Genomic DNA, 23685 nt, shown 5'->3' with positions numbered 1-23685 from the left:
GTCGTGGGGCCGGCCTCGGGAGGGCCGGGACAGGGGAAGTCGGGGTCAGTGAAGCGAACCGGGCTGACAGGTCCCAGACATATCCCGGACACTTGATCAATGTGACCCAGGGCACAGAGAACGACCCGCCGGACGGGTGCCTACGGCTGTATGGGCCCGCCCAGCCAGTAGCCGAAGCCCCTTCGGGTGTGGATCAGCGCGGTCTGCCCTCCGTTCACCTTGCGGCGCAGCCGGGAGACGAGCCGTTCGATCGCGCCGTCGGTGGGCGGGTCGTCCCAGACGTGGCGGCCGATCTGCTCCTTGGACAGCACTCGTTCGGCGTTGACCAGCAGACAGCGCAGCAGCCGGTACTCGGCGGGCGTGAGCTCGATGGTGCGCTCGCCGCGCCGGGCCCGGCGGGTGGCGTCGTCGAGCATCAGGTCGCCGTAGCGCAGCGCGTCGTCCCATCCGGCGGGCTCCTGACCGCGAACCAACTGCCGTGCCCGGGCGAGGACTTCGGCGACCCGGCCGGGCGCCCCCGGCGGCCCGTGGGTGCCGGGGCCGCCGCCGGGCAGGCTGCCGAGGAACTCGCCGGTCCCGGTGAGCAGCAGGACGGCCGGGCGGTCGGGGGCGAGGAGACGGCGGCTGTGCCGGAGGGCCTCGGTGTCCGGCAGCATCACGTCGAGGATGACCAGATCGAACCGGCGCTCGGCGAGCAGGAGGCCGGCCTCGGTGGCCCGGTCCACCGCGACGGTCCGGTAGCCGGCGAGCTCCAGCAGTGCGGAGAGCGGCTCGGAGGTACGGGGCTCACCTACGACGAGCAGGACATCCGGTATCGCCGGTACCGCGTCGGTCGACGGCGGCTTCGGCATGCGGCCACTGTACCTGCGGGTTGCCTGAGGCAAGTGAACGCCGATCGGGTCCGGCCATCGAGCTCAGGGCCGGGGTCCGCCTGCCGGCCCGCCGCCGGGTCCGCCCCGTGGCTCCGAGCCGGACGGTCCCGCCACCGATGCTCACTACCAAGGCGTGGCTCCGAGCCGGACGGTCCCGCCACCGGCTCACTTCCAAGGCGTGGCTCCGAGCCGGAAGGTCCCACCACCGGCTCACTTCCAGGGCGTGGCTTCGAGCCGGATACGCGCGTCGCCGCCGACGAGCGGGGCGGCGCTGGCGGGCAGCGGGATGTGGGCGACCCAGTGGCCGGGGGCGGGGTCCTCGTCGACGCGGGGCGCCCCTGCGGCACGGTGGTCGCGGATGGCGCCCTCGATCTCCGAGTTCCAGGTGGCCCAGATGCCGGGGCCGCCGTCCGGTGTGCCGACGTCGATGACGAGGGTGTCGGCGAAGTCGGCGCTGTGCTCCAGGTGGTCGCCGAGGTGCAGGATGCCGCGCCGCTCGCGCAGGGAGATGATCCGCAGTTCGAGGATGAACCGCATGGGTTCGTCGGAGGTGGCCCGCAGTCCGCTGTTGAGGAAGGTGGAGGCCAGCGACGTGGACGGCTGCTGCCCGTCGAGCTGGATGGGGCACCAGTGGGCGGCCAGCCGCTCGTGCATCACCACCGGCAGTCCGCGCACCGACAGCCGGGCCTCGGCCTGCCACACGAGGTCGCCGTCGGCGGGCAGCCGGAGTCCGGTCAGCGAGGCCTCGATACGGGTGTCCCCGAACAGGAACCGCCGCAGGTTCTGGTAGCCCTCCTCGGAGTTGACCATGCCGTAGCGCCCGCTGTGGCTGCGGTGCACGTAGGCCCGGTGGGCGCCCGGCACATACGCCCGCTCGATCTGGACGAGCCCGTCGCTGTGCGGTCCGACGGCGGCGGACGACAGCCCGAAGGCGACGTCGTAGTCGGCGGGGTCGGTCCCCACGAGGCAGAAGACCTGCTCGACGGGCAGCGCCCCCGGCCCCTGCGGCATCTCCCGGGCGTCCCAGCCCTCGGGCGGGCCGTCGGGGTCGGTCAGCGCCTGCGGGGTGAGGAACTCGTACATCCGCCGGGGCCCGAAGATGTCCGCGCCCTGGATGCCGAGGGTGTCGCGGACCCGCTCCAGCAGCCCGCCGCCGAGGTCGAAGGTGATGCCGCCGTGCGGGGTGCCGTAGGTGAAGAACTTCGCGACGCAGCCGGCGGCGTCGCGCCCCCGGTCGGGCAGGACCTTCTGCAACAAGGACCGGCAGATGAGTCCGCCCATGGAGTGGGCAACGAGGAGGACGCCGGGCGCCCCGGTCTTCTCCCGCAGCCGGTCGATCAGGTCGAGCAGATCGACGGCGGCGTCCTCCAACTGGTACTCCTGCGGGCTGCCGCCCCAGGTGGTGGCCGAGCGGTCGTAGAAGCGATGGATCCAGACGGTGTTGGCGGGGATCTCGTCGTGCTCGGCGAGGTAGGCCGCCTGGTTCCCCTTCACGAGGAGTTCGTAGCCCTCGTCACGGAGCAGCCGCAGCAGGGGGCTCTCGAACTGGTGGAAAAGGGGTTGGTTGTGGGCGCCGACACGGACGTGGACCGAGCCCTCGTTGAAGCCGTAGAAGGGGTCGTCGACGGCTTTGTCGATGCCGCGCGTGCCGCCGGCGAAGCCACGGACGTAGACGAGGGGAAGTCGGCGGTTGTCATCCACGGCTTGCCTCCAGAGACCAGGGTTCTCTCCTCCTGACTAGAGGAAGCCCGGAACTCTGGCCTCCAGGAATAGCCAGAAAGAGTGAAGCTTCCGAAATCCGCCGTAGCGGCAGGTGCGCAAACCGTGCGACGGATGCGCCGCCCTTCCCCGTAGAGCAGACACACAGACGGACGTCTGCAGGGAGGGGAACAGAAAGTGGCAGGGCACGGAGTCAGAACCGCCAGAGGTACGGCGGCCGCGGCGGTGGCACTGGTGGCGCTGACCGCGTCACAGGCGCCGGGTGCGGTCCCGGCACGGGCCTCGGCGTCGGTAGCGGGCCAGTCGCCCGCGCAGCACGGGCCGAGCGTGTCCGGCGACACCCCGTACCGCACCGAGCTGCCGCCGCTGCGGACCGGGAAGCGGGACGGCGGCGGCGCCCCGGCGGGGGTCGGCGCCGCGCTGCCCGCGACCGTGTTCGCCGCCTACCGGCGAGCGGAGCAGCGGCTTTCGCACGAGACGCCCGGCTGCGGGCTGCGGTGGCAGTTGCTGGCGGCGATCGGGCAGGTCGAGTCCGGGCAGGCGCGGGGCGGCCGGGTGACCGACGACGGTACGACCGTGGCGCCGATCCTCGGACCACGACTGGACGGCGTCGCCTTCGCGCTGATCCGGGACACCGACGGCGGTGTCCACGACGGGGACACGGCGTACGACCGCGCGGTCGGGCCGATGCAGTTCATCCCGTCGACCTGGGCCCATTGGGGAGCGGACGGCAACGGCGACGGACGCACGGATCCGAACAACGTCTTCGACGCCGCGCTCGCCGCCGGACGCTATCTGTGCGCGGGCGGGCGAGACCTGTCCGTCCCCGCCCAGATGGACCTGGCGGTCCTCGGCTACAACCACTCGTCGGCGTATCTGCGCACGGTCAGGGCCTGGTACGCGTACTTCCTGGACGGGCACAGCGTGGTGCCGGACGCCTCTGCCGGTTCCTCTTCCGGCCCCGAGCCGTCGCGGCCGCCCTCGGAGCCGAAGCGGCCCTCGCCGACTCGCTCCGCCCGTCCGAGCGCCACCCCGACCCGCACGCCGTCGGCCCCCGCCTCGCCGGCCCCCACCGCATCGCGTCCGGCCGCCGACCCCGAGGAGACCGAGAATCCGCAACTCCCCCTCCCCGCCCCGGACATCGGGCTTTCCGGCGACGACCTGCTGCCGGGCAGCGACGCGCTGACCAGTAACAGCGCGGACTCGATCACCGCCTCCCCCTCCACAACCGCCGATACCGAGCGGTAATGTCGCGCCCCGCCGGACGGGACGGCACCGGTGGGGTGAGAGCGAAGGGGCCCTCATGGCGACGGACATGTCTGCGGAGACGGATGCCTCCGACGAGCGTTGGCAGCAGATGTGGGGCCACCGCGAGCATCTGCTCAAGGTGGCCCGGCGCAGGTCGATGAGCGCGGAGGACGCCGAGGACGCGGTGCACGAGGCGATGCTGCGGGCCGCCGAGCGTCCCGACCTGGACGACGAGCGGCTCGCGGCGTGGCTGACGACGGTGACGATGCGGCTGTGCGTCGACCGCTACCGGCAGGTGAACCGGGAGGCCGAGGTGCGCACCAGCCCGACGCTCATCGCCCCCGGCCCGGTGCCCGTCGAGGAGGCGGTGTGCGACCGGGCCGAGGCGAAGTGGCTGGCGGTGCGCAGTGGTGAGCTGCCCGCTCGGCAGGCCGAGGCGCTGCGGCTGAAGTCGCAGGACCTCGACGTCGGCCAGGTCGCGGTCCGGATGGGGCTGAGCTACCGGACCGTCGAGTCGCTGCTGGCCCGGGCGCGGCGGACACTGCGGCAGTCGCTGGCCGCGACGCTCGGGTGCGCGCTGTTCCTGATCGGGTGGGGGCGGCCGCGCGGCGGCGGCAAGGTGCACGCCGTGGCGGTGGCTTCTACGGCGGCGACGCTCGCGGTGGCCGGGTTCGTGCTGCCCTACACGCTCGACGGGGGCGGGAGTCAGGGCGGTACTCCGCGGCCCGCGGTTGCTTCGCCGGACGCGGAGGCACAGCGGCCGGACAGCGGCGCCGGGCACAGGGCTCCGCGGGGGAACCGGCCCACGGCCTCGGCAGCCGAACCTGACGAGGCCGGGTCGCCGTCGGGAGAATCGCTCCGGCCGCTGTCCGTGCCGTCGCTGCCGGAAGTGGCGGTGCCGAAGGTCTCGGTGTCCCCGCTGCCGGTGCTGTCCGCGCCGGAGGTGCCACCTGTGCCCGAGGTGCCGGAACTGCCCGGGATCCCGGAACTGTCCGAGGCCCCTGACCTGCCGGTCGAGCCCTCCGCCGTGCCGTCCGCCTCGCTTCCGCTCCCCACGACGCCCCCTCAGCCCTGACTCCGGCCGGAGGGTCGTAGATCCGGCCGAACCCCCGCCCCGAAACCCGTTCGAAAAAAATCCGTCACCCGAGCGACGGACGCCCCGCCCCTCCCCGTAGAGCAGATGTCAGAGCTGCTCCAGGGGCCGAAGGGTGGACCGGATGGGTGTCGAGATCTGTGTGGAAGGGCTGACCAAGTCCTTCGGTCACCAGGTCATCTGGCAGGACGTCTCACTGACGCTGCCCGCCGGGGAGGTCTCGGTCATGCTCGGCCCCTCGGGCACGGGCAAGTCGGTGTTCCTCAAGACGCTCGTCGGACTGCTGAAGCCGGAGCGTGGCTCGATCACGATCCAGGGCCGGGACATCACGAAGCTTCGCGAGCACGACCTGTACGAGGTTCGGAAGCTCTTCGGCGTGCTGTTCCAGGACGGCGCGCTGTTCGGCTCGATGAACCTGTACGACAACATCGCCTTCCCGCTGCGCGAGCACACCCGTAGGTCCGAGAGCGAGATCCGGCGCATCGTGCTGGAGAAGATGGACATGGTCGGGCTGATCGGCGCCGAGGGGAAGCTGCCCGGCGAGATCTCCGGCGGGATGCGCAAGCGGGCGGGGCTGGCCCGGGCCCTGGTTCTCGACCCGGAGATCATCCTCTTCGACGAACCCGACTCCGGCCTCGACCCGGTCCGCGTTGCCTACCTCAACCAGCTCATCGTCGACCTCAACGCCCAGATCGACGCGACCTTCCTGATCGTCACGCACGACATCGCCTCCGCCCGCCAGGTGCCGGACAACATCGGCCTGCTGTTCCGCCGCGAGCTGGTGATGTTCGGGCCGCGCGAGGACCTGCTGACCAGCGACGAGCCCGTCGTACGGCAGTTCCTGAACGGCCGTATGCAGGGCCCCATCGGGATGGCGGAGGAGAAGGACGCCGCGCAGGTCGAGCAGGAGCTGGCCGCCCTCGGCGACGACGCCAAGGGCACGGAGTCTCCCGCCGGCCAGGCTCTGACTCCCCGCCTGCTGCCGGGGCCCGGTATCCCCCGGCCGCCCCGCTGGGAGGCGATCGCCCGACGCGAGGCCGCGCTGCACCGGAAGACGGTGGTCGGCGCATGAGCCTGTCACCGATCGGCGCGCTGCGGCACTCGGGGAGCCTGTTCGCGATGGCGCTTGACGTCGCCCGGACGATCCCCCGACGGCCGTTCCAGGCAAGGGAGTTCATCCAGCAGGCCTGGTTCGTCGCGAGCGTGACGATCCTCCCGACGGCCCTGGTCTCCATCCCCTTCGGCGCGGTCATCGCCCTCCAGATCGGCAGCCTGACGCGGCAGCTCGGCGCGCAGTCCTTCTCGGGCGCCGCCTCCGTGCTCGCCGTGCTGCGCGAAGCCTCGCCGATCGTCACCGCGCTGCTCATCGCGGGCGCCGGCGGCACGGCGATCTGCGCGGACCTCGGGGCGCGGAAGATCCGCGACGAGATCGACGCGATGCAGGTGCTGGGCATCGACCCCGTCCACCGGCTGGTCGTACCGCGCGTACTGGCGTCGATGCTGGTCGCGGTGCTGCTCAACGGCCTGGTGTCGGTGGTCGGGGTGGCGGGCGGCTACTTCTTCAACGTCGTCCTGCAGAACGGCACCCCGGGCGCCTACCTCGCCTCCTTCACCACCCTCGCCCAGCTCTCCGACCTGTGGGCGGCCGAGGTCAAGGCGCTCGTCTTCGGCGCGATCGCGGCGATCGTCGCCTCGTACAAGGGACTCACCGCGAAGGGCGGCCCGAAGGGTGTGGGCGACGCGGTGAACCAGTCGGTGGTGATCACCTTCATGTTGCTGTTCGTGACCAACTTCGTGATGACCGCGGTGTACTTCCAGGTCGTCCCGCAGAGGGGTTAGCCGATGAGACCTCTCCGACGCCCGCTGCGCTCACTCGAAGAGCTCGGCGCACAACTCGCTTTCTACGGCCGCTCGTTGGCGTGGACCGGCCGCACCCTGCGCCGCTACAAGAAGGAGATCCTGCGGCTGCTCGCCGAGGTGAGCTTCGGCCGGGGCGCGCTCGCGGTGGTGGGCGGCACGGTCGGTGTGATCGCCTTTCTGTCCTTCTTCACCGGCACGGAGGTCGGTCTCCAGGGCTACGCGGCCCTCAACCAGCTCGGCACCTCCAACTTCGTGGCGTTCCTCTCGGCGTACTTCAACACCCGCGAGATCGCCCCGCTGGTGGCCGGGCTCGCGCTGTCCGCGACCGTCGGCGCCGGGTTCACGGCCCAGTTGGGCGCGATGCGGATCAGCGAGGAGACCGACGCGCTCGAAGTGATGGGCGTGCCCTCGCTGCCGTTCCTTGTGACGACGAGGATGATCGCCGGGTTCGTCGCGGTGATCCCGCTGTACGTGGTCGGCCTGCTGTCGTCCTACCTCGCCGCCCGCACCATCACCACCGGCTACTACGGCCAGTCGGCCGGGACCTACGACCACTACTTCCAGCAGTACCTACCGCCGGTCGACGTGCTGTGGTCCTTCGGGAAAGTGCTCGTCTTCGCCGTCCTGATCATCCTCGTCCACTGCTTCTACGGCTACTACGCGAGCGGCGGCCCCGCGGGCGTCGGCGTGGCGGTGGGCCGTGCGGTGCGGACCTCGATCGTGGCGATCAACATCCTCGACTTCTTCCTGTCGCTCGCGATCTGGGGCGCCAGTACGACCGTACGGATCGCGGGGTGAGCCGCCGAATGAGAGTGCTGAGACTGCGGTTGTACGGCGTCGTCTTCATCGCCGTACTCGCACTGCTGCTGTCCCTGTCGGTCGCGATGTACCGACAAGTGTTCACGCCGGTCGTGCGGATCACGCTGGAGGCCGACAGCCTCGGCAACCAGCTCGATCCGCGGGCCGACGTCAAGCTGCGCGGGGTGCTGGTCGGCGAGGTGCGCGAGGTGCGGGCGGACGGGACGAAGGCGACGCTCGACATCGCGCTCAAGCCCGAGCACGTCGCGTACATCCCGTCCGACGTGCATGCGCGCCTGCTTCCCAAGACGCTGTTCGGCGAGAAGTACGTCGACCTGGTGCCGTCCGCCGCTTCGTCCGCCCGCCCGATCCGCGCCGGCGATGTCATCACCCAGGACCGCACCCGGGTCGGCATGGAGGTGCAGCAACTCATGAACGACCTGCTGCCCCTGCTGCGAACCGTCCAGCCCGGCAAGCTCAACGCCACCCTCTCCGCGTTCGCCACCGCCCTCGAAGGCCGCGGCGACCGGATCGGCGACAACCTCACGCGCCTGGAGGCCTACCTGCGCCGCCTCAACCCCCACCTGCCCTCCCTCACCGAGGACATCGCCCGCTTCGCCGAGGTCGCCGAGATCTACGGCGACGCGGCGCCCGACCTGATGGACATCCTGCGCAACACCGTCACCACCAGCCGCACGATCGTCGAGCAGAAGGACCGGCTGGCTGCGGCTTTGCGGAGCACGGCGACCGTCGCCGGCACCACGGAGGACTTCCTCGACGCGAACGGCGACCGGCTGATCGCCCTCGGCCGGGTCTCCCGTCCGACGCTGGAGCTGTTCGCCCGCTACTCCCCCGAGTACCCGTGTCTGCTGGCCGGTCTGGTCCGGCAGGAGAAGGCATCGGAGGGAGCGTTCCGGGGCGGCAAGATGCACATCACGCTGGAGGTCGTGCGGCCGCAGGGTGCGTACCAACCGGGCGAGGAGCCACGGTACGGCGAGCACTCGGGACCCGACTGCCGTGATCTGCCCGGGCCGCCGGTACCGGCGCCCGGGGCCCACCTCGATGACGGTTCGAAGGCCGGGGGTTCCTCCTCGGGTGACCCGCTCGGCGTGTCCGCCACGCGAGCCGAGCAGCAGGCCGTCGGCTCGCTCGTCGCGCCCGCGCTGGGGGTGCCCGCCGACGAGGTACCGCCGGTCGCGACGCTGCTGTTCGGGCCGCTGGCGCGCGGGACGGCGGTGAGTGTGGCATGAGGACCGCAGGCGCGCGGCAGACCGCTGCTCCCCTTGTCAAGTTCAGCGTTTTCGCGGTGGTGACCATCCTGGCGACGGCCCTCCTCGCCGCCACCATCGTGAGCATCTCCTTCACCCCGGAGCATCGGTATCGCGCGGTTTTCAGCGACGTCACCGGCCTGGAGGAGGGCGACGACATCCGCGTGGCGGGGGTGCGGGTCGGCGAGGTCGAGGGCATCCGGATCAAGGACCGGACGCTGGCCGAGGTCACCTTCACGGTCGGCCGGGACCGGCCGCTGCCGGCCACCACAGGCGCGGTGGTCCGGTATCGCAACCTGGTCGGACAGCGGTACGTCGCGCTGACCGAGGGCGTGGGCGACGGCTCCCGGCTGCTGCGGCCCGGCGGGACGATCCCGCTGTCGCGCACACAACCGGCGTTGGACCTCAACGCCCTGTTGAACGGCTTCAAGCCGCTGTTCGCCGCGCTGAGCCCGAAGGACGTCAACCAGCTCGCCACCGAGATCATCAAGACCCTCCAGGGCGAGGGCGGCACGGTCAACAGCCTGCTCGTGCACACGGCGTCGCTCACCTCGACGCTGGCCGACCGCGACCATCTGATCGGCTCGGTGATCGACAACCTCAACACCGTGCTGGAGACGCTGGACAAGCGGGGCGCCCGCTTCTCCGGGCTGCTCAAGCAGCTACGGCGCGTCGTCTCGGGCCTGGCCGCCGACCGCAAGCCCATCGGGCAGTCGCTCGTGGGCATCGGCGATCTGACGGAGGCCACCTCGGGGCTGCTCAAGGACGCGCGTCCTTCGCTGAAGGACGACATCGCCGAGCTGACCGAACTCACCGGAACGCTGAACGACAACGAGGAGACCGTGGAGGGCGTCCTGAAGCGGCTGCCGAACAAGCTCAACGAGCTGACGGGGACGGCGTCCTACGGCTCGTGGTTCAACTTCTACCTCTGTGACTTCGACGGGCGGATCGTGCTGCCGAAGACGAAGCAGGTACTGACACCCGAACTGCATGTGGCGAGGGCGAGGTGCGGGGGATGAGCCGTAAGCAACGTCCCGAGCCGCTGTTCAGGGTGCGGGTGGAGCCGCCGAGGCTGCCGAGGATACGTCTGCCGAGGGTGCGGCTCCTGCCGCGCCGCAGGCCCCGCCCGCAACCGCTGTTCAAGGTGCGCGTCGAGCCGCCCAGGCTGCCGAGGATACGGATCCGCCGACCGCGCCTCATCCCCTTCCGCGACCGCAACCCCGTCGTCATCGGTGCCGTCGGCCTCACCACCCTCGCACTGCTGGCCGTGGCCGCGTTCAACGCCGACCGTCTGCCGGTGATCGGAGACGGCAGGACGTACAGCGCGGCCTTCGCCGAGGCGGGCGGGCTCAAGCCCGGTGACGAGGTGCGGATCGCCGGGGTCAAGGTCGGCAAGGTCGAGGAGGTCGACCTGGACGGCGACCACGTCAAGGTCACCTTCAAGATCAAGGGCGAGCCGGGTTTCGGCAGGGAGACCGGCGCGTCCATCCGGGTCAAAACGATCCTCGGGGCGAAGTACCTCGCACTGCACCCCAAGGGCCGGGGACAGTTGGCGCCCGGCAGCGAGATACCGCTGAGACGCACGGTCCCCGCCTACGACGTCGTACAGGCCTTCAGCGACCTCACCACGACATCGGAGAAGGTCGACACCGACCGGGTGGCCAAGGCCATGGACACCATCTCCACCACCTTCGAGGACTCACCGGAAGAGGTACGGGCGTCCCTCAAGGGCCTGTCCCGGATCTCCAGGACGGTGGCCTCCCGCGACAAGGCGCTGCGCGAGCTGCTCAGCCACGCTAACGGCGTCACGGGCGTACTCGCCGACCGCTCCGGGGACTTCACCGCCCTGGTCAAGGACGGCGACAAACTGTTCAAGGAGATCAGCAAGCGGCGCGAGGCGATCCACAAACTGCTGAAGAGCTCCGCCGCGCTCGGCATCCAGCTCTCCGGCCTGGTCGAGGACAACGACAAGGAGATCGGGCCCGCGCTCAAGGGCCTGAACCGCGTGGTGCAGATGCTCGAACGCAATCAATCAAGCCTGGACCGCAGCATCAAGCTCCTGGCGCCCTACGTCCGGCTCTTCACCAACACCCTCGGCAACGGCCGCTGGTTCGACTCCTACGTCCAGAACCTGGTCGCCGCTCCCGTGGTGCCGCGAACGGGAGGGGCGCAGTGAACATCCCTGTCAGGGTGAGAAGGCCTCTGGCCCTGCTCACCGCACTGTCCCTCGTCGCCGCGCTCGCCCACGTCCTGTGGCCGCGCCCCGAGCCGGTCCGCGTCACGGCGTACTTCCCGCGCACGGTCGGCATCTACCCCGGCTCGGACGTCCGCGTGCTGGGCGTCCGGATCGGCGAGGTCAGGAGGATCACGCCGGAGGGCGACCGTGTGCGGGTCGACCTGGAATACGACGCAGGCCGTAAGGTCCCGGCCGGGGCGCAGGCGGCGATCATCAACTCCTCGGTGGTCAGCGACCGTTATGTGCAGCTCCTGCCTGTGTACCGGGGCGGTCCGGTGCTGCGGGACGGGGACGAGATCCCCGAGTCGCGCACGGCCGTACCCGTGGAGCTGGACCGCGTCTTCGACAGCCTGCACAGCACGGCGGAGGCGCTCGGCCCGGAGGGTGCCAACAAGGACGGCTCCCTGTCGCGGCTGCTGGGGGTCGGCGCGGACAACCTCGACGGCCAGGGCAAGAACCTCAACCAGACGGTCGAGGACCTCTCGCAGGCGGTCACGACCCTGTCCGACGGCCGCACGGATCTGTTCGGCACGATCCGCAACCTCCAGGTCTTCACGGCGGCGCTTGCGGCCGACGACAAGAGCGTGCGGTCGTTCAACAGCAGCCTCGCGAAGGTCGCCGAACAACTGGCGGGCGAGCGCGAGGACTTGGCGGCGGCGCTGAAGAACCTCGGGACGGCGCTGGGCGACGTGTCCGGCTTCGTGAAGAGGAACAAGAAGTCACTGACCGCGAACGTGGAGGGTCTGAGCAAGGTCACCAGGGTGCTCGTCACCCAACGGGCCGCGCTGGAGGAACTCTTGGAGGTGGCCCCGACCGGCATGTCGAACCTGAACAACGCCTACAACCCGGCGGCCGGCACCCTCGACACCCGCAACAACGCCGATCAGGCGCAGGACCCGGCTTCGCTGCTGTGCTCGGTGCTCAGGACGACCGGGGACGAGGGCGGAAAGAACCCGGACTGCAGGGAGCTGCGGGAGTTGTTCGACTCCCTGCCCGAGGTCCCGCAGGGCCCGGCGGTCACCGGCACGGTCGACCGCACCCTCGGCGGAATCCTGGAGGCCGACGCATGAGCGTTCCGCGCGCGAGCGTGCTGCGCAAGGGCGGGGTGGCGGCGTGGGCGGCCGTCGGCTCGCTGCTCCTCTCCGGCTGCGAGTTCAACGGCTGGTACGACGTCCAGATGCCCGGCGGAGCGGCCTCGGACGGCGACGCGTACCACGTCACCGTCGAGTTCCGTGACGTCCTCGACCTGGTGCCGCAGTCGGCGGTGAAGGTCAACAACGTCACCGTGGGCGCTGTGGAGAAGGTGGAGCTGGACGGCTGGCACGCGCGTGTACGCCTCCGGGTCGCCGACTCGGTCGAGCTGCCCGCCAACGCGATCGCGGAGCTGCGGCAGACCAGCATGCTCGGCGAGAAGTACGTGGCGCTGTCCGAGCCGACGGACACCACCCCGGTCGGACGCCTCAAGGACGGCGACGCGATCCCCTTGTCCCGCAGCGGCCGCAACCCGGAGATCGAGGAGGTGCTGTCCGCCCTGTCCGCCCTGCTCAACGGCGGTGGCGTGGCGCAGCTCAAGACGATCACCGTAGAACTGAACAAGGCTCTGGAGGGGCGGGAGAACCGGGTCGGGTCCCTGCTGAAGGAGCTGGATGTGTTCCTGGGCGGCCTGGACGAGCAGAAGCAGGACATCGTCCGGGCGCTGAAGGCCGTGGACCGACTCGCCAAGCGCCTCGGCAAGGAGAAGAGGACCATCGCCGAGGCCGTGGACGCGATGCCGCCGGCCCTGAAGGTCCTGGCCGACCAGCGGCGAGACCTGACGCGCATGCTCACGTCGTTGTCGAAGCTCGGCAGGACGGGCACCAGGGTGGTCAACGCGTCGCACGACGACGCGGTCGCGAACCTGAGACATCTGCGCCCGATCCTGCAACAGCTCAACAAGGCGGGCGACGACCTGCCCAACTCACTCGAGCTGCTGACGACTTATCCGTTCCCCCGCAACGCGGTGGACGCCATCAAGGGTGACTACGTCAACCTCCACATCACGGCCGACCTCGACCTGGCCGGGATCTACGGCAACTTGACGGAGAAGCCGGGCGGCAGCCGCGGTGGCGGCGGGGAACCCCAGGGACCCGAGCTCCCGAAGACCCCGGACCTCCCGGACGTACCGGATCTCCCGAGCCTGCCGACCGTCCCGACACCCACCGCGCTCCCGAGCACACCGGCCGTGCCGTCGTCCCCCTCGGCCCCTTCCGGCGGCGGTGGCGACCCGCTGTGCCCGCCGGTGTGCACCAGCAGCTACAGCGATTACGGCGGCTACGGCACCGGGGGCGACTGGCCGAAGGGGATCGACCTGGAACTGGCCGAGCTGATGCTGAAGGGAGTCCAGCCGTGATCACACGCACGGTCAAGGCCCAGTTGCTCGCCTTCGCCACCATCACCGCCGTAGGGGTGTCGTACGTCGGAGCCGAGTACACCGGGCTCGTGGACGAGGTCCTGGACCGCGGCTACACGGTCCGGGCGGACTTCGCCGAGTCCGGGGGAATCTTCCCCGGCGCCGAGGTGACGTATCGCGGGGTGCCGGTGGGCAGGGTGGGCGCGCTGCACCTGACGGGCGCCGACGGCGTCTCGGTCGCCCTGGACATCGAGGACGGGGCACCGCGCATCCCGGCGAACACATTCGCCGTGGTGGCGAACCGTTCGGCGGTGGGCGAGCAGTACGTGGACCTGCAGCCCCGCACGTCCGACGGCCCCTATCTGCTGGACGGCAGCACGATCCCGCGCGAGAGCACACGCGTACCGCTGCCGACGACGGACCTGGTCCTCAGCCTGGACCGCCTGGTGAACTCGGTGGGGCGGAAGGATCTACGGGTCACGGTCGACGAGTTGGGAAAGGCGTTCGCGGGTACGGGCCCGAACCTGAGCCGGCTGGTGGACTCGGGCAACGTGCTGATCGAGTCGGCATCGGAGGCGCTGCCGGAGACGATCGCACTCATCGAGGACTCACGGAAGGTACTGAAGACACAGGCCGACCAGGGCTCGTCGATCAAGTCGTTCGCGAGCGATCTGGCGGCGCTCACGGCTCAGTTGAAGGAGAGCGACGGCGACCTGCGCAAGCTGATCGGCAACGCCAGACCGGCGGCGCAGGAGGTGAACTCGCTGCTGAAGGCGGCCGGCCCGGAACTGTCGGTGCTCCTGGCGAACCTGATCAGCGGCGGCCAGGTGACGCTGGCGCGACTGCCCGGCGTGGAGCAGGCCCTGGTCACCTTCCCGGTGATGGTGGCGGGCAGCTACACGGTCATCCCCGGCGACGGCACCACCCACTTCGGCCTGGTGGTGAACGCCGACGACCCGCCGGCCTGCACGCAGGGTTACGGCACGGCACGCCGCGACCCTGCCGACACCAGCACACGCGAGGCGAACACCAAGGCCCGCTGCACGCTCCCGCGGGGCAGCGAGTCGTCCGTACGGGGCGCACAGAACGCCCCTGGCGCGTCGGCCGCGTACGGCGGCGCCAACCAGGCGGCCTACGTCACCCCGTACGACCCGGAGACCGGTACCACCACCGGCCCGGACGGAAGGGCCGTCGAGATCGGCTCGAAGGGCGGCCAGCAGGCCGTGTTCGGAAAGGAGTCGTGGCAATGGCTGCTCGTCGGCCCGATGGCATGAAGAACCTGCGGAGTTCCAGGGCGGTGACGGCAGGACTCGTCGCCGCGACGGTCCTGGCAACCGCACTCACGAGTTGGCTGGCCCTCGGCCTGCACGCGCAGCGCGAAGCGGACCAGCGCCGCCAGGACATCCTGGCCGCGGCCCGTCAGTCGGCGCTGAACTTCACTTCCCTCGACTACCGGCACTACGACCGCGACAGCGCGAACGTCCTGGCAGGCGCGACGGGCGACTTCAGGAAGCAGTTCGCAGCACAGACGCAGCAACTGACGCGGCTCGTAGCGGCGAACAAGTCCGTCTCGGAGGGCCAGGTCCTGGAGGCGGGCATCGTCCGCTCCACCGAGAACGCGGCCCGCGTTCTGGTGGTCGCCGACAGCAAGGTGACGAACACGGCTGCGCCCCAGGGAGAGGCGCGCACGTATCGCCTGCAACTGGACCTGGTGCACCGGGACGGGCGCTGGCTGACGTCCGACGTCGAGTTCGTCGGCTGACAGCACCGCAGATCGGCTGACAAGCACCACAGAGGAGTACGACCATGCCGAAGACGACCCCGAACACCGGCACCCGGCGCACCATGACGGCGGCCGCCCGTGCCGCGGCCAAGCGAGCGGAGCGCGGCCACCGCGCACCGGCGCCGGAGACCTCCGTCGCCGTCGCCGGCCGCACCGTACTCATCGAGGCCCCGAAGAACGGCTGGGAGGACCCGCCGGAGCCGTCGCTGGAGTCCTTCGAGGAGGACGCGCCGGCAGGGGACGAGGGACACCCCCGTGGACGCCGCCTGCTCACCGCGGTGCTCGGCGTCCTTCTGGTGGCCGCCCTGGTGGCGACCGCCATACTTGGCTGGCAGTACTGGGACGGACGCCAGACGGCGAACGCCCGGACCCAGGCACTCACTGCCGCGCAGAGGGCCGCACCGGTCGTCCTGTCCTACGACTACCGCCACCTGGACGAGGACTTCGCGAGGGCCCGCACCCACCTGACCGGAGACTTCCGCGCCGAGTACGGCAAGACCACGAAGACCGTGGTCGGCCCGACGGCCAAGAAGTACCGCGGCGTCGTGAAAGCAACGATCACCGCCCCCGCCACCGGAACCCCGGCCGCATCCGTCGTGTCGGCTTCCCCGGACAAGGTCGTGGTGCTCCTCTTCATCAACCAGGTCACCGAGAGCACGCAGGTCTCGGGGGCTCGGGTGGATCTGAACCGGGTGCGGATGACGATGGCCCACACGGACGGGGGGTGGAAGGTGAGCGGGGTCGACGCGCTGTGACGTGTGCGGGGTGCACGTCGTTTACGTGCGGGTGTTGCTAAGAGACGGACCGGGACCTGATGCTCACCGGACGGCAGTCGTAACAGCGAACCCAGGCCGCCGCCCTGCAACTTCGTCCGGACATGCTCCCTCCCCAATGAGTGTCAGCGGACATCCACCAGGAGCAGGTCGAGTGCCACCTCCTCGTGCACGGCGATGTCCCAAGGCCTCCATGGTGCCTGCCACCCGGACGCCTGTAGTGGGTGGTGTTGCTGGCCGGCGCGGGGTTCGACGCGCGAGCGCGCCGGCGCCCGTGGCGTGCAACAGCGTGAACGGCGCCCCGATCCCCCGGCGGCACGCACCCGCCCGTTCGCCCGCCGTCCCCTGTCACCTGCTTTCTTCTGGTTCGGGGCGAGCGCGGGGTGTGCAGAGGGGGATGTCGGGCTGACGACCACACGGATACGTACGTGGTGACCTGCAAATATGCCGCCCATAGCCCACGGGGCGCTGACGGCTGCCAGGGGGAGTGTGGGTGGGAATGTCGGCGGGGTTAACAGTCTGGTCGGCAGGGGGTGTTGCCGCATCGTGACCGTGGTCGGGGTTTTGTGGTCGCACGTGTGGTCGGGGTCGGCTGCTGCTCTGGTCGTACGCGGGGCGCCGGGTACGGCGGCGCCCCCTGCGCACGAAGGGGAGGCCGACGATGAGGGACGCGGATGCAGGCGGTGGGGATCGCCTGGCGCTGGCGGTGCTGACTCAGTACCGGATGGCCACGACCGAGCAGATGCACCGGGTGATCGCGCCGGGGGTGCGGATCGAGCAGACGCGGCGGAGGATGGCCAAGCTACGCGATGAGGGACTGGTCGACCGCATCACCCTGCCCCGGGCCGGACGGCTGCGCGTATGGTTTCCCACTTCGTACGGCACGCAGATCGCCTCCGAGTGGCCGGAGCCGCGCGGGCGACGATCACCGAAAACGCTGTCCGATCCGACAGCCGCGAGGCTGCGGGTGGGACACACGTTGACGGTGACCGAGACCGCGCTCGCCTTCCTCGAAGACGCGCGCCGAAGTGGCGACTTGTGCCGCCCACTGGACTGGATTCCGGAGGTTTACCACTCCCTCGGGGGCGGCGAGGCCGTCATACCCGACGCCCTCATGTACTACCGCCGCGGTCCCGCCGACGGCGAGGACGGGGCAATGCTGCGGGCATTCATCGAGGTCGACCGGGCCACCATGGGCCCGGAACGCCTGTCCGCAAAAATCGGCACCTACGCTCGCCTCCACCGGTACACCCCCACACCCGTTACGCGCCGCGGACCGACCATCGCGCAGGACCCGGTGCAGGAGACATGGCGACGCCACTATCCGCTCTTCCCTCGCGTCCTGTTCGTCCTGGACGGCACCGGCCCCGCCGGCATCACCACGCGCATCCGCGCCCTCAGTGCAGCTGCGAGGGAACCGGCGGCGGTCGGCTTCCTGCGCTACGTTCCCGTCCTCGCGGCATCGCTGACAGACCTGCGCAACAACGGACCTTCCTCACCGGTCTGGCATCCAGTCCAAGACCCTGCCATCCCGGTCGCATGGAGCCAGTCACCACCCTTGTAGTCATCCTGCCGGCGCGCACCGTCCGCTCGCGAGGGCTGCGCAGAGCCCGACCATGGGGTCCGACCACAGATACGAAAGGCCGACCACAGCAGGTCACAGCGGTGCGCAGGAGCACTGCGCATCGACTGCGCAGCGGATGCACAGTGCTCGTGAACGGTTACGCGGTCAGTGGCCGTGGGCCAATCAGAGATTGCGGAGCCAGCTCAAAGACTGTGCACGCGCACCGACCACCGGCAGATTGCGCAGGAGTGCCTGCGCGCCGAGCGCGGAACGGATGCCCACTGCGTGCAGCCTCGACGGGGAGTCGGCGCAACGCACGGAGGGCCTGCAGCATCGCCGCCGACTCTGCTCCTGGGAAACTTCAGGGACTTGCCGTTGTGTCTGAGGCGGACTCCCGACTCGGCAAGCCCCCGAAAGGTCGGGAGGAGTTTCCGAGGGCAGGTCAGAGGCCGTGCCGAGTGAAACCCGCAGAGAGCGGCAGAAGAGTCGGGCTATACGCCGGGGAGTGCCACCGCAGCGCTATGACCTGCGTAAGCCGTGACGAACGGCAGCAACAGCACAGCGGTGAACAGAATCGGCGCCACGGCAGGGACCTCCCCGGTGATCGCGACTGGGTCGCGACCACGACACCGTGGACCCATGAAGAGCGGAACCCTTCTCTGACCAGTGCTTTCGAGGACTTTCGCCTGGCGGAACCTACCGGCTGGGGCGGCTGGCACCCGGGTCACGGGTGCGAGCCGCCCCAACAGCTCTGTCAGGAACTCGGCTTGTCGGTGGACGCGGATTCCTTACCGGACTCCGCAGGCTGCTGTGTGAAGACAACGAGGTGCCAGGCGCCCTTCTCCCGCGTCACGGTGAAGGTGTCCCGCATGGGCTTTCCTGCCTTGTCCTCGGCCATCAGGCGGGCCGAGCCGGTGTCCGGGCCCATGTCGTGCTCGACCTGCACGTCCTTGATCTTCCACCCCCGCCCGCCCTTGTCCGCGAGGATCTGCTCGGCCTCGTGCCTGGACCACTTCTCGTCCTTCACGCCCCCGACTTCGATCAGTCCGTCGGCGCTGCGGGAGTTCAGGGCGTTCACGTACGCCACGACGGCCTCGCGGGCCCCGTCGGACGATGCCGAGGCCGAGGGGGTCGAGGGGCTTGAGGACTTGGCCTCGTCATCACCGGACGAGCAGCCGGATGCGAAGGCAAGAGCGGCCAGAGCGGCCGGCACAGCCAGAAGATGTCGACGCTCCACAGCGCACTCCTATGTGGTTCCTGTGAGGGGGATCAGCAGCCTGTCAGGTGCGGTGCGCGTACCACCAGGCACGCGGATGGTCCGAGAGGAGCTTCTTCAGGCTTTTGTTGTGGGTGTCGCTGGTGTGGTACGTCAGGTAGGGGGTGCCCCGGTACTTCTTCGTGACGATCATCGTGTGGTCGATGTTGTTGTCGCGGCCCCAGTCGGCCTGGAGGACGTCCGACTTGGCCATCTTCCACACGTTGTCGAGGATCTTGGTCCGCTTCGAGTGCTTCTTCGCGAACCAGTACCAGTTCTCCGCAGCCGCCCAGGTGTAGCTGGTGGTCCACGTCGTCGGTCCGTAGAACCAGTACTTGTTGCTGGGCCGCTGGATGATCGCGCCGCCCTTGGGGCCCCAGCCGCCGGCATGCATCGCCTGGGAGATGAAGTTGGTGCAGTCGGTGCCGTACGTGCGCCAGGCGCTGTTGTGGTGGTCCCAGTACTTGTCCGCGTAGGCCACCATCTTTCCGTAGCCGTAGCCCCTGACCTCCCGCTTGTCGCCGGAGTCGTCGCTGCTGTCGGGAAGCGGAGCGGTGCCAGACGCGGCGTCCTTGCTTCCCTCGTCCTCTTCCGCCTTACCGCCCCCGTCATCGGCGCCGTCAACGGCGTCCACGTCGGACACCTGCGTGGTCGGCGTCGGGCCTCCCTTCGTGTCGGCCTTGTCGGACGAAAGCAGCCAGGCACCGTCGGAGCCTTGGGTGAACTTCACGGTGTGCGGAACGGACACTTCCTCGTATTCCGGAGCGCCGTCCGCGACCTCCTGCGGCGTGAACGGAAGGTGGAGGCGGGTGCGCTCGATGAGCTGAAGCGTTGCCGACTGGCCGGTGACGGAGGTGTCAGTCACCTCCACATCGACCTGCGCCTTCGTGTAGCCGCCGTCGACTTCCTTGTACCGCTTGCCCTTCTCCACCAGTGCGGCGAGATCATCCTGTACCTGCGCGGTCATGGAGCGCGTGGCCCGGACGCGGGCGGTCGCGGCTCTGGCCGTCGGACGAGTCGTCGTCAGCATGTCGGCCCGCTGCTGCAGGTAGCCTTCGGCGAGCTGGGTGAGAGCGGTGGAGTCGGCGTTCGCCGACGAAGCCACTGCCGAAGAGGCAGGCTGGGCGTCCGCCGGGGTGCCGGTGAGCACAAGCATCGCGGCTGTGGCTGAGGCCGCGGCTCCGACGAGGACACGTCTGTGATGCGCAATGCGCATGAAACCCCCTTGATCACGGCTGACTGGTCGGGTCAGCCCGCAGATCAAGAGGGCCCATTCGAACATCGCGTTCCTACTGGCGCATTCCAGATCTCGGAATGTCCGATTCCTGATCGGGGAAGGGGCTGCTTGTGCCAGAGTCAGCAGACCGACTTGGTCAGGTACCTGTTTCTGCGCTCCGCGACCGTGATTGTTGTCGCCCTCGGTGCAGCAGCCGGCGGGACGGTGGCGCTGGCCAGCCTGTCCGCGCCCTCTACGGGCACAAGCCCTGCGGTGGCACAGGAGCCAGGAGGGGCGGCCGCTCGACGCACAGCTGCTCGACGACTGGCAGTCACTTCGCCCGGACGAAGTCGGCTCGGTGTCCTATCTCATCGAACGGGCCGAGGCGCGCGGGTGCGACTATGAAGTCTTCGAACTGCCCGGGATGTTCCGAGCCGAGGGCAGCGTCGCGTTCCGCGACTGGGTGACGAAGCTGCTGAGTCTCAACCCGACAACCGCGCCCCCGTGGGTACCTGACGGCCGTATCGACGTTCGTCTGGCGGAGAGCCCCGAGGAGATGGAGACCTTTCTCGAGGAACGTATCCGCAAGGACAACGCACAGGCGCGGATGACTGCCGGGTTCTGCTGGGAATGGAAGAAACCCAGCAACGGCGAACTCCTCCTCGAAGTGCGCATCGGAGACTGGCATCGCCCATGGAACGCGAAGGACGGGGTGCTCCTCGACGACGTACCCGAGACAAGTCAGTGGGCTACCGATCCACGCGGCTTCGGGCAGATCGGCTGCATCTTCACGGCGCAGAACTTCGAGTTCGACTGGAGCGGCGTCATCATCGGCCAGAACCTCGTCTGGCAGGACGGACGGTTCAGAGTGGACCGGACGAAGACCCACGACGGCAAGCTCAAGCAGGCAAAGGTGAGCGACGAGCAAGTGGACCGCCTGGTGAGACACGCCTACCACGTGCTGCTCACCCGTGCCCGCAAAGGCATTGTCATCTACGCCGAGGACACGGACACACGCCACGCTCTCCGGGAACTGATCTCCGGCACGGTCGCGGACTCCCCGTTGGCCAAGCCCGCGAAGAAGAAGCTTCCGCCGCAGGTCACCAAGGTGGAGCAGACCATCGCGCAGCAGCTCGCGATAGAGTTCGACTAATCGTCATTGCGGCCCGACGGGCTTCCGCTCCACTCCGGTGGGGTCTCGAAGGACATGCCCCCACCCGCACGAGTTACTTCGTGCTGCCTGGGGGCGTTCCTTGCTGTTTCGCGAGTCCGCAGAAGCGATCACCGCTCGGGCCCTTGACGGTTCGTTGTTCCTGCACCTCACCGAGCGGTTCGTGCACCTCCACGGTTACAAACCCAGCCTGTCCGAGGCTCGCTCGTGGGAGCGCTCGCTACCCGCGCTTGGGCGGGCCCTGGTCGATGCCGGTCTCGGCCAGGTGGAGGTGCTGGTCGAGTACTCGCTCCCGCTCACCAGCAAGCGAGCGGACGCGGTGCTGGCCGGCATGCTGTGAACGGTGCGCCGCCGGCAGCTCTTTGGGCCACAGATCCGGCCGGATTCGGCCAGGTCGGCTGTGTCTACACCGCCCAGGGTCGACCGCACGGCGTCCAAGGACCCCGTGTTCAAGAAGTCCACACCCGATGGAGATGTGGACCGTTTGATCCTGAACACCTACAAGGTCCTGCTGACCCGTGGCATGGTCGGAACAGTGATCTACTCGACCGACGCCGAGACCCGTAGGAAGCTGCGGGAACTCGTGGCTCCTTCGACACCTGTGCCTGCCCTCGCGTGAAGATGTATCTGCGGACCACGGGTTCCCGCAGTCCGCGTCATCGAGTGCGGTTCGAGTCGCTCGCGCTGACCACGCCCTGACTGCACCGTGCGTATCGGATGCCAGCCTCCTCCGACAGCGGAAGCAGGGCGGTGGTGGCGCCGAGCACGGCGGGCTTGCGCGGCCCGTGGCGGCTGGCACGCCGGTCGGGGTCACGTCCATGCACTGCTTGCCGTCCACGCAGCGCAGCATCGGGTCGTAGGTCTTCTCGACGTTGGAGCGGCCCACGATCGCGCCGGACGGCAGGTCGGACCTTCACGGGAACTCGCAGGAACTCCCAGTTAGAAGCGGGAAGTGCCTCGACACGGGAAAGTCCCTGACTAGGGAAACATCCCAGTTCAGGCCCTCGATGGCAGACGAGTCGGGCTGTACGCCGGGTTCTGTCGCCCGGTCGCCTCGCGGCGGCCGGGGAGACGGCCATCCATCTAGGGCCGGTGTTGCCACCGGCCTCGTGCGGTCTACCCGGGGACTCGGGCGGGCAGCCCTCGAACGTCCCCGCAGAGCGCGTTTTACGGCGCTCCTTTTGACCTTGCTCCAGGTGGGGTTTACCTAGCTGCCCAGGTCACCCTGGGCACTGGTGGTCTCTTACACCACCGTTTCACCCTTACCGAGGACCGAGGTCCCCGGCGGTCTGCTTTCTGTGGCACTGTCCCGCGGGTCACCCCGGGTGGCCGTTAGCCACCACCCTGCCCTGTGGAGCCCGGACGTTCCTCGGGAAGCCCCTAAGGGGACTCCACGCGGCCGTCCGCCCGGCTCGTCTGCCGTGTCGACCATGGTACCGGGCGAGTGCCCTTCCCCGGTCCGCCGGTCTCCCCCACGCCCGGACCGGCAGCATCCCCCACGCCCGGACCGGCAGCCTCTCCCTCGCCAGAGCCGGCAGCATCCCCCCTGCCCGGGCCACCCGCCTTTACGGACCTCCCGCCCGTCGCCAGCACCGAGCCCGCCAGGATCAGCGCGAACGCCACCGCGACCCCCGCCGTGAGGCTCTCGTCCAGGAAGACGGCGCCCGCCGCCACCGCGACCGCCGGGTTGACGTACGTGAAGACCGTCGCCCGGGTCGGGCCCACCTCCTTGATCAGCTCCAGGAAGGCCACGAAGGCGACCGCCGTGCAGAGCACGCCCAGGGCGGCGAGGGCCGTCAGGGCCTCGGCCGAGGGCATCGCTGCGGGGCGGGTAAGGGCCGCCGCGGGAGCGTAGACCAGGGCCGCGAGGGTCAGGCAGGCCGCGGTGAGGTGGAGGGACGGGATGTCCTTGAGGTAGCGGGCGGCGATGAGGGGGGCCGTCGCGTAGCCGAGGACCGTCAGCAGGACCTCGGCGAGGGAGCGGGCGTCGCCGCCCGTCAGGTGCGGGACCGTGAGGGTCGCGACGCCGGCCAGGCCCAGGACCAGGCCGGTCAGGCGGCGGACGCCGAGGTGTTCCGTGGCGCCGAAGAAGCGGGACAGGACGACCCCGACTATCGGTACGCCCGCGATCAGCAGGCCCGCCGTCGAGCTGGACAGGTGACGTTCGGCGTCCGTCAGGGTCCACCAGGGGCCGATGATCTCTATGCACGCGAAGGCCAGCAGGGGGCGCCAGTGCGTCCGTATCGTCCGGGGCAGGCCGCCCTGGCGGAGCGCGAAGGGGAGCAGGAGGGCTGCGGCCAGCGCACAGCGCGTGAACACCACCATGGACGGGGAGACCTCGTCCACCGCCACCTTGATCATCAGATAGGGGACGCCCCAGATCACGCTCATCAGGGCGAACAGGAACCAGCCGCGTGCAGTCATGCGGCGAGTTTCGGCC

General features: G+C 69.7%; 20 protein-coding genes, 1 other RNA gene and 2 pseudogenes. 17 read left to right on the top strand and 6 right to left on the bottom strand.

Annotated elements, in window-relative coordinates:
* Positions 1–140: 140 nt before the first annotated feature.
* Together ACZ69Q_RS19650 and ACZ69Q_RS19645 are read right to left on the bottom strand one after the other, a co-directional pair.
* Positions 141–851, bottom strand: a complete 711-nt coding sequence (locus ACZ69Q_RS19650) for a response regulator transcription factor (protein WP_471043282.1) — start codon at positions 849–851, stop codon at positions 141–143.
* A 231-nt stretch (positions 852–1082) separates the two neighbouring features.
* Positions 1083–2573: an esterase/lipase family protein gene (locus tag ACZ69Q_RS19645; protein ID WP_471043280.1), complete on the bottom strand. Its 1491-nt coding sequence runs from the start codon at positions 2571–2573 to the stop codon at positions 1083–1085.
* Positions 2574–2768: 195 nt separating this feature from the next.
* Here ACZ69Q_RS19645 and ACZ69Q_RS19640 point away from each other — a divergent pair, with 195 nt between their 5' ends.
* The 14 genes from ACZ69Q_RS19640 to ACZ69Q_RS19575 all read left to right on the top strand — a co-directional run bounded on the left by ACZ69Q_RS19640 (position 2769) and on the right by ACZ69Q_RS19575 (position 17603).
* On the top strand, positions 2769–3839 hold the full coding sequence (locus ACZ69Q_RS19640; protein WP_471043277.1) for a lytic transglycosylase domain-containing protein: 1071 nt from the start codon (positions 2769–2771) through the stop codon (positions 3837–3839).
* A 55-nt stretch (positions 3840–3894) separates the two neighbouring features.
* A complete protein-coding gene (locus ACZ69Q_RS19635; RefSeq protein ID WP_471043275.1) occupies positions 3895–4914 on the top strand; it encodes an RNA polymerase sigma factor in 1020 nt (339 codons plus the stop codon).
* A 142-nt stretch (positions 4915–5056) separates the two neighbouring features.
* Positions 5057–6004 carry an ABC transporter ATP-binding protein gene (locus ACZ69Q_RS19630; protein WP_471043273.1) on the top strand — a complete coding sequence of 316 codons (948 nt, stop codon included), beginning with the start codon at positions 5057–5059 and terminating at the stop codon, positions 6002–6004.
* Positions 6001–6771 (top strand): MlaE family ABC transporter permease, encoded by a 771-nt coding sequence (locus ACZ69Q_RS19625; protein WP_471043270.1) that lies wholly within the window; start codon positions 6001–6003, stop codon positions 6769–6771. The genes ACZ69Q_RS19630 and ACZ69Q_RS19625 overlap by 4 nt, the downstream gene beginning before the upstream one ends.
* A gap of 3 nt (positions 6772–6774) precedes the next feature.
* Entirely contained in the window at positions 6775–7590 is an 816-nt protein-coding gene (locus ACZ69Q_RS19620) for an MlaE family ABC transporter permease (protein WP_471043267.1), read from the top strand.
* A gap of 8 nt (positions 7591–7598) precedes the next feature.
* Complete coding sequence (locus tag ACZ69Q_RS19615) at positions 7599–8840, top strand: MCE family protein (RefSeq protein WP_471043264.1); 1242 nt, start codon at positions 7599–7601, stop codon at positions 8838–8840.
* Positions 8837–9877, top strand: a complete 1041-nt coding sequence (locus ACZ69Q_RS19610; RefSeq protein WP_471043261.1) for an MCE family protein — start codon at positions 8837–8839, stop codon at positions 9875–9877. Before ACZ69Q_RS19615 ends, ACZ69Q_RS19610 begins: the two co-directional genes overlap by 4 nt.
* Positions 9874–11034 (top strand): MCE family protein, encoded by a 1161-nt coding sequence (locus tag ACZ69Q_RS19605; protein WP_471043258.1) that lies wholly within the window; start codon positions 9874–9876, stop codon positions 11032–11034. The genes ACZ69Q_RS19610 and ACZ69Q_RS19605 overlap by 4 nt, the downstream gene beginning before the upstream one ends.
* 26 nt (positions 11035–11060) lie before the next feature.
* A complete protein-coding gene (locus ACZ69Q_RS19600) occupies positions 11061–12164 on the top strand; it encodes an MCE family protein (protein WP_471043724.1) in 1104 nt (367 codons plus the stop codon).
* Positions 12161–13483, top strand: coding sequence for an MCE family protein (locus ACZ69Q_RS19595; protein WP_471043256.1), 1323 nt, complete (start codon positions 12161–12163; stop codon positions 13481–13483). Before ACZ69Q_RS19600 ends, ACZ69Q_RS19595 begins: the two co-directional genes overlap by 4 nt.
* Positions 13480–14757, top strand: coding sequence for an MCE family protein (locus tag ACZ69Q_RS19590; protein ID WP_471043254.1), 1278 nt, complete (start codon positions 13480–13482; stop codon positions 14755–14757). Before ACZ69Q_RS19595 ends, ACZ69Q_RS19590 begins: the two co-directional genes overlap by 4 nt.
* A complete protein-coding gene (locus ACZ69Q_RS19585) occupies positions 14730–15245 on the top strand; it encodes a hypothetical protein (RefSeq protein ID WP_471043251.1) in 516 nt (171 codons plus the stop codon). The genes ACZ69Q_RS19590 and ACZ69Q_RS19585 overlap by 28 nt, the downstream gene beginning before the upstream one ends.
* Positions 15246–15289: 44 nt before the next feature.
* Entirely contained in the window at positions 15290–16021 is a 732-nt protein-coding gene (locus tag ACZ69Q_RS19580) for a hypothetical protein (RefSeq protein ID WP_471043249.1), read from the top strand.
* A gap of 679 nt (positions 16022–16700) precedes the next feature.
* Positions 16701–17603, top strand: a complete 903-nt coding sequence (locus ACZ69Q_RS19575; RefSeq protein ID WP_471043247.1) for a replication-relaxation family protein — start codon at positions 16701–16703, stop codon at positions 17601–17603.
* 754 nt (positions 17604–18357) lie between these two features.
* Here ACZ69Q_RS19575 and ACZ69Q_RS19570 read toward each other — a convergent pair.
* Together ACZ69Q_RS19570 and ACZ69Q_RS19565 are read right to left on the bottom strand one after the other, a co-directional pair.
* A complete protein-coding gene (locus tag ACZ69Q_RS19570; protein WP_471043244.1) occupies positions 18358–18840 on the bottom strand; it encodes a hypothetical protein in 483 nt (160 codons plus the stop codon).
* Between the two features lie 43 nt (positions 18841–18883).
* A complete protein-coding gene (locus ACZ69Q_RS19565) occupies positions 18884–20074 on the bottom strand; it encodes an amidase domain-containing protein (RefSeq protein WP_471043241.1) in 1191 nt (396 codons plus the stop codon).
* 205 nt (positions 20075–20279) lie between these two features.
* On the opposite strand from ACZ69Q_RS19565, the gene ACZ69Q_RS19560 reads away from it, so the two are divergent.
* From ACZ69Q_RS19560 to ACZ69Q_RS19550, 3 genes and pseudogenes are all read left to right on the top strand, one after another.
* Positions 20280–21227, top strand: coding sequence for a DNA/RNA helicase domain-containing protein (locus ACZ69Q_RS19560; RefSeq protein WP_471043239.1), 948 nt, complete (start codon positions 20280–20282; stop codon positions 21225–21227).
* A gap of 100 nt (positions 21228–21327) precedes the next feature.
* On the top strand, positions 21328–21585 hold the full coding sequence (locus ACZ69Q_RS19555) for a hypothetical protein (protein ID WP_471043747.1): 258 nt from the start codon (positions 21328–21330) through the stop codon (positions 21583–21585).
* Positions 21570–21864: pseudogene (locus ACZ69Q_RS19550) on the top strand (DNA/RNA helicase domain-containing protein); the annotation flags it as partial. The gene ACZ69Q_RS19555 and the pseudogene ACZ69Q_RS19550, both read left to right, overlap by 16 nt.
* A 392-nt stretch (positions 21865–22256) precedes the next feature.
* On the opposite strand, the gene rnpB reads toward ACZ69Q_RS19550, so the two are convergent.
* Both rnpB and ACZ69Q_RS19540 read right to left on the bottom strand, forming a co-directional pair.
* Positions 22257–22660: RNase P RNA component class A (gene rnpB / locus ACZ69Q_RS19545), an RNA gene on the bottom strand.
* 166 nt (positions 22661–22826) lie between these two features.
* Positions 22827–23669 (bottom strand): annotated as a pseudogene (locus ACZ69Q_RS19540) (DMT family transporter); the annotation flags it as partial.
* Between the last annotated feature and the right edge of the window lie 16 nt (positions 23670–23685).

This window comes from Streptomyces sp. NPDC036764, from assembly GCF_055609385.1.
Note: the sequence above shows the minus strand (reverse complement) of the source record. Positions and strands in the feature narration are given on the sequence as shown.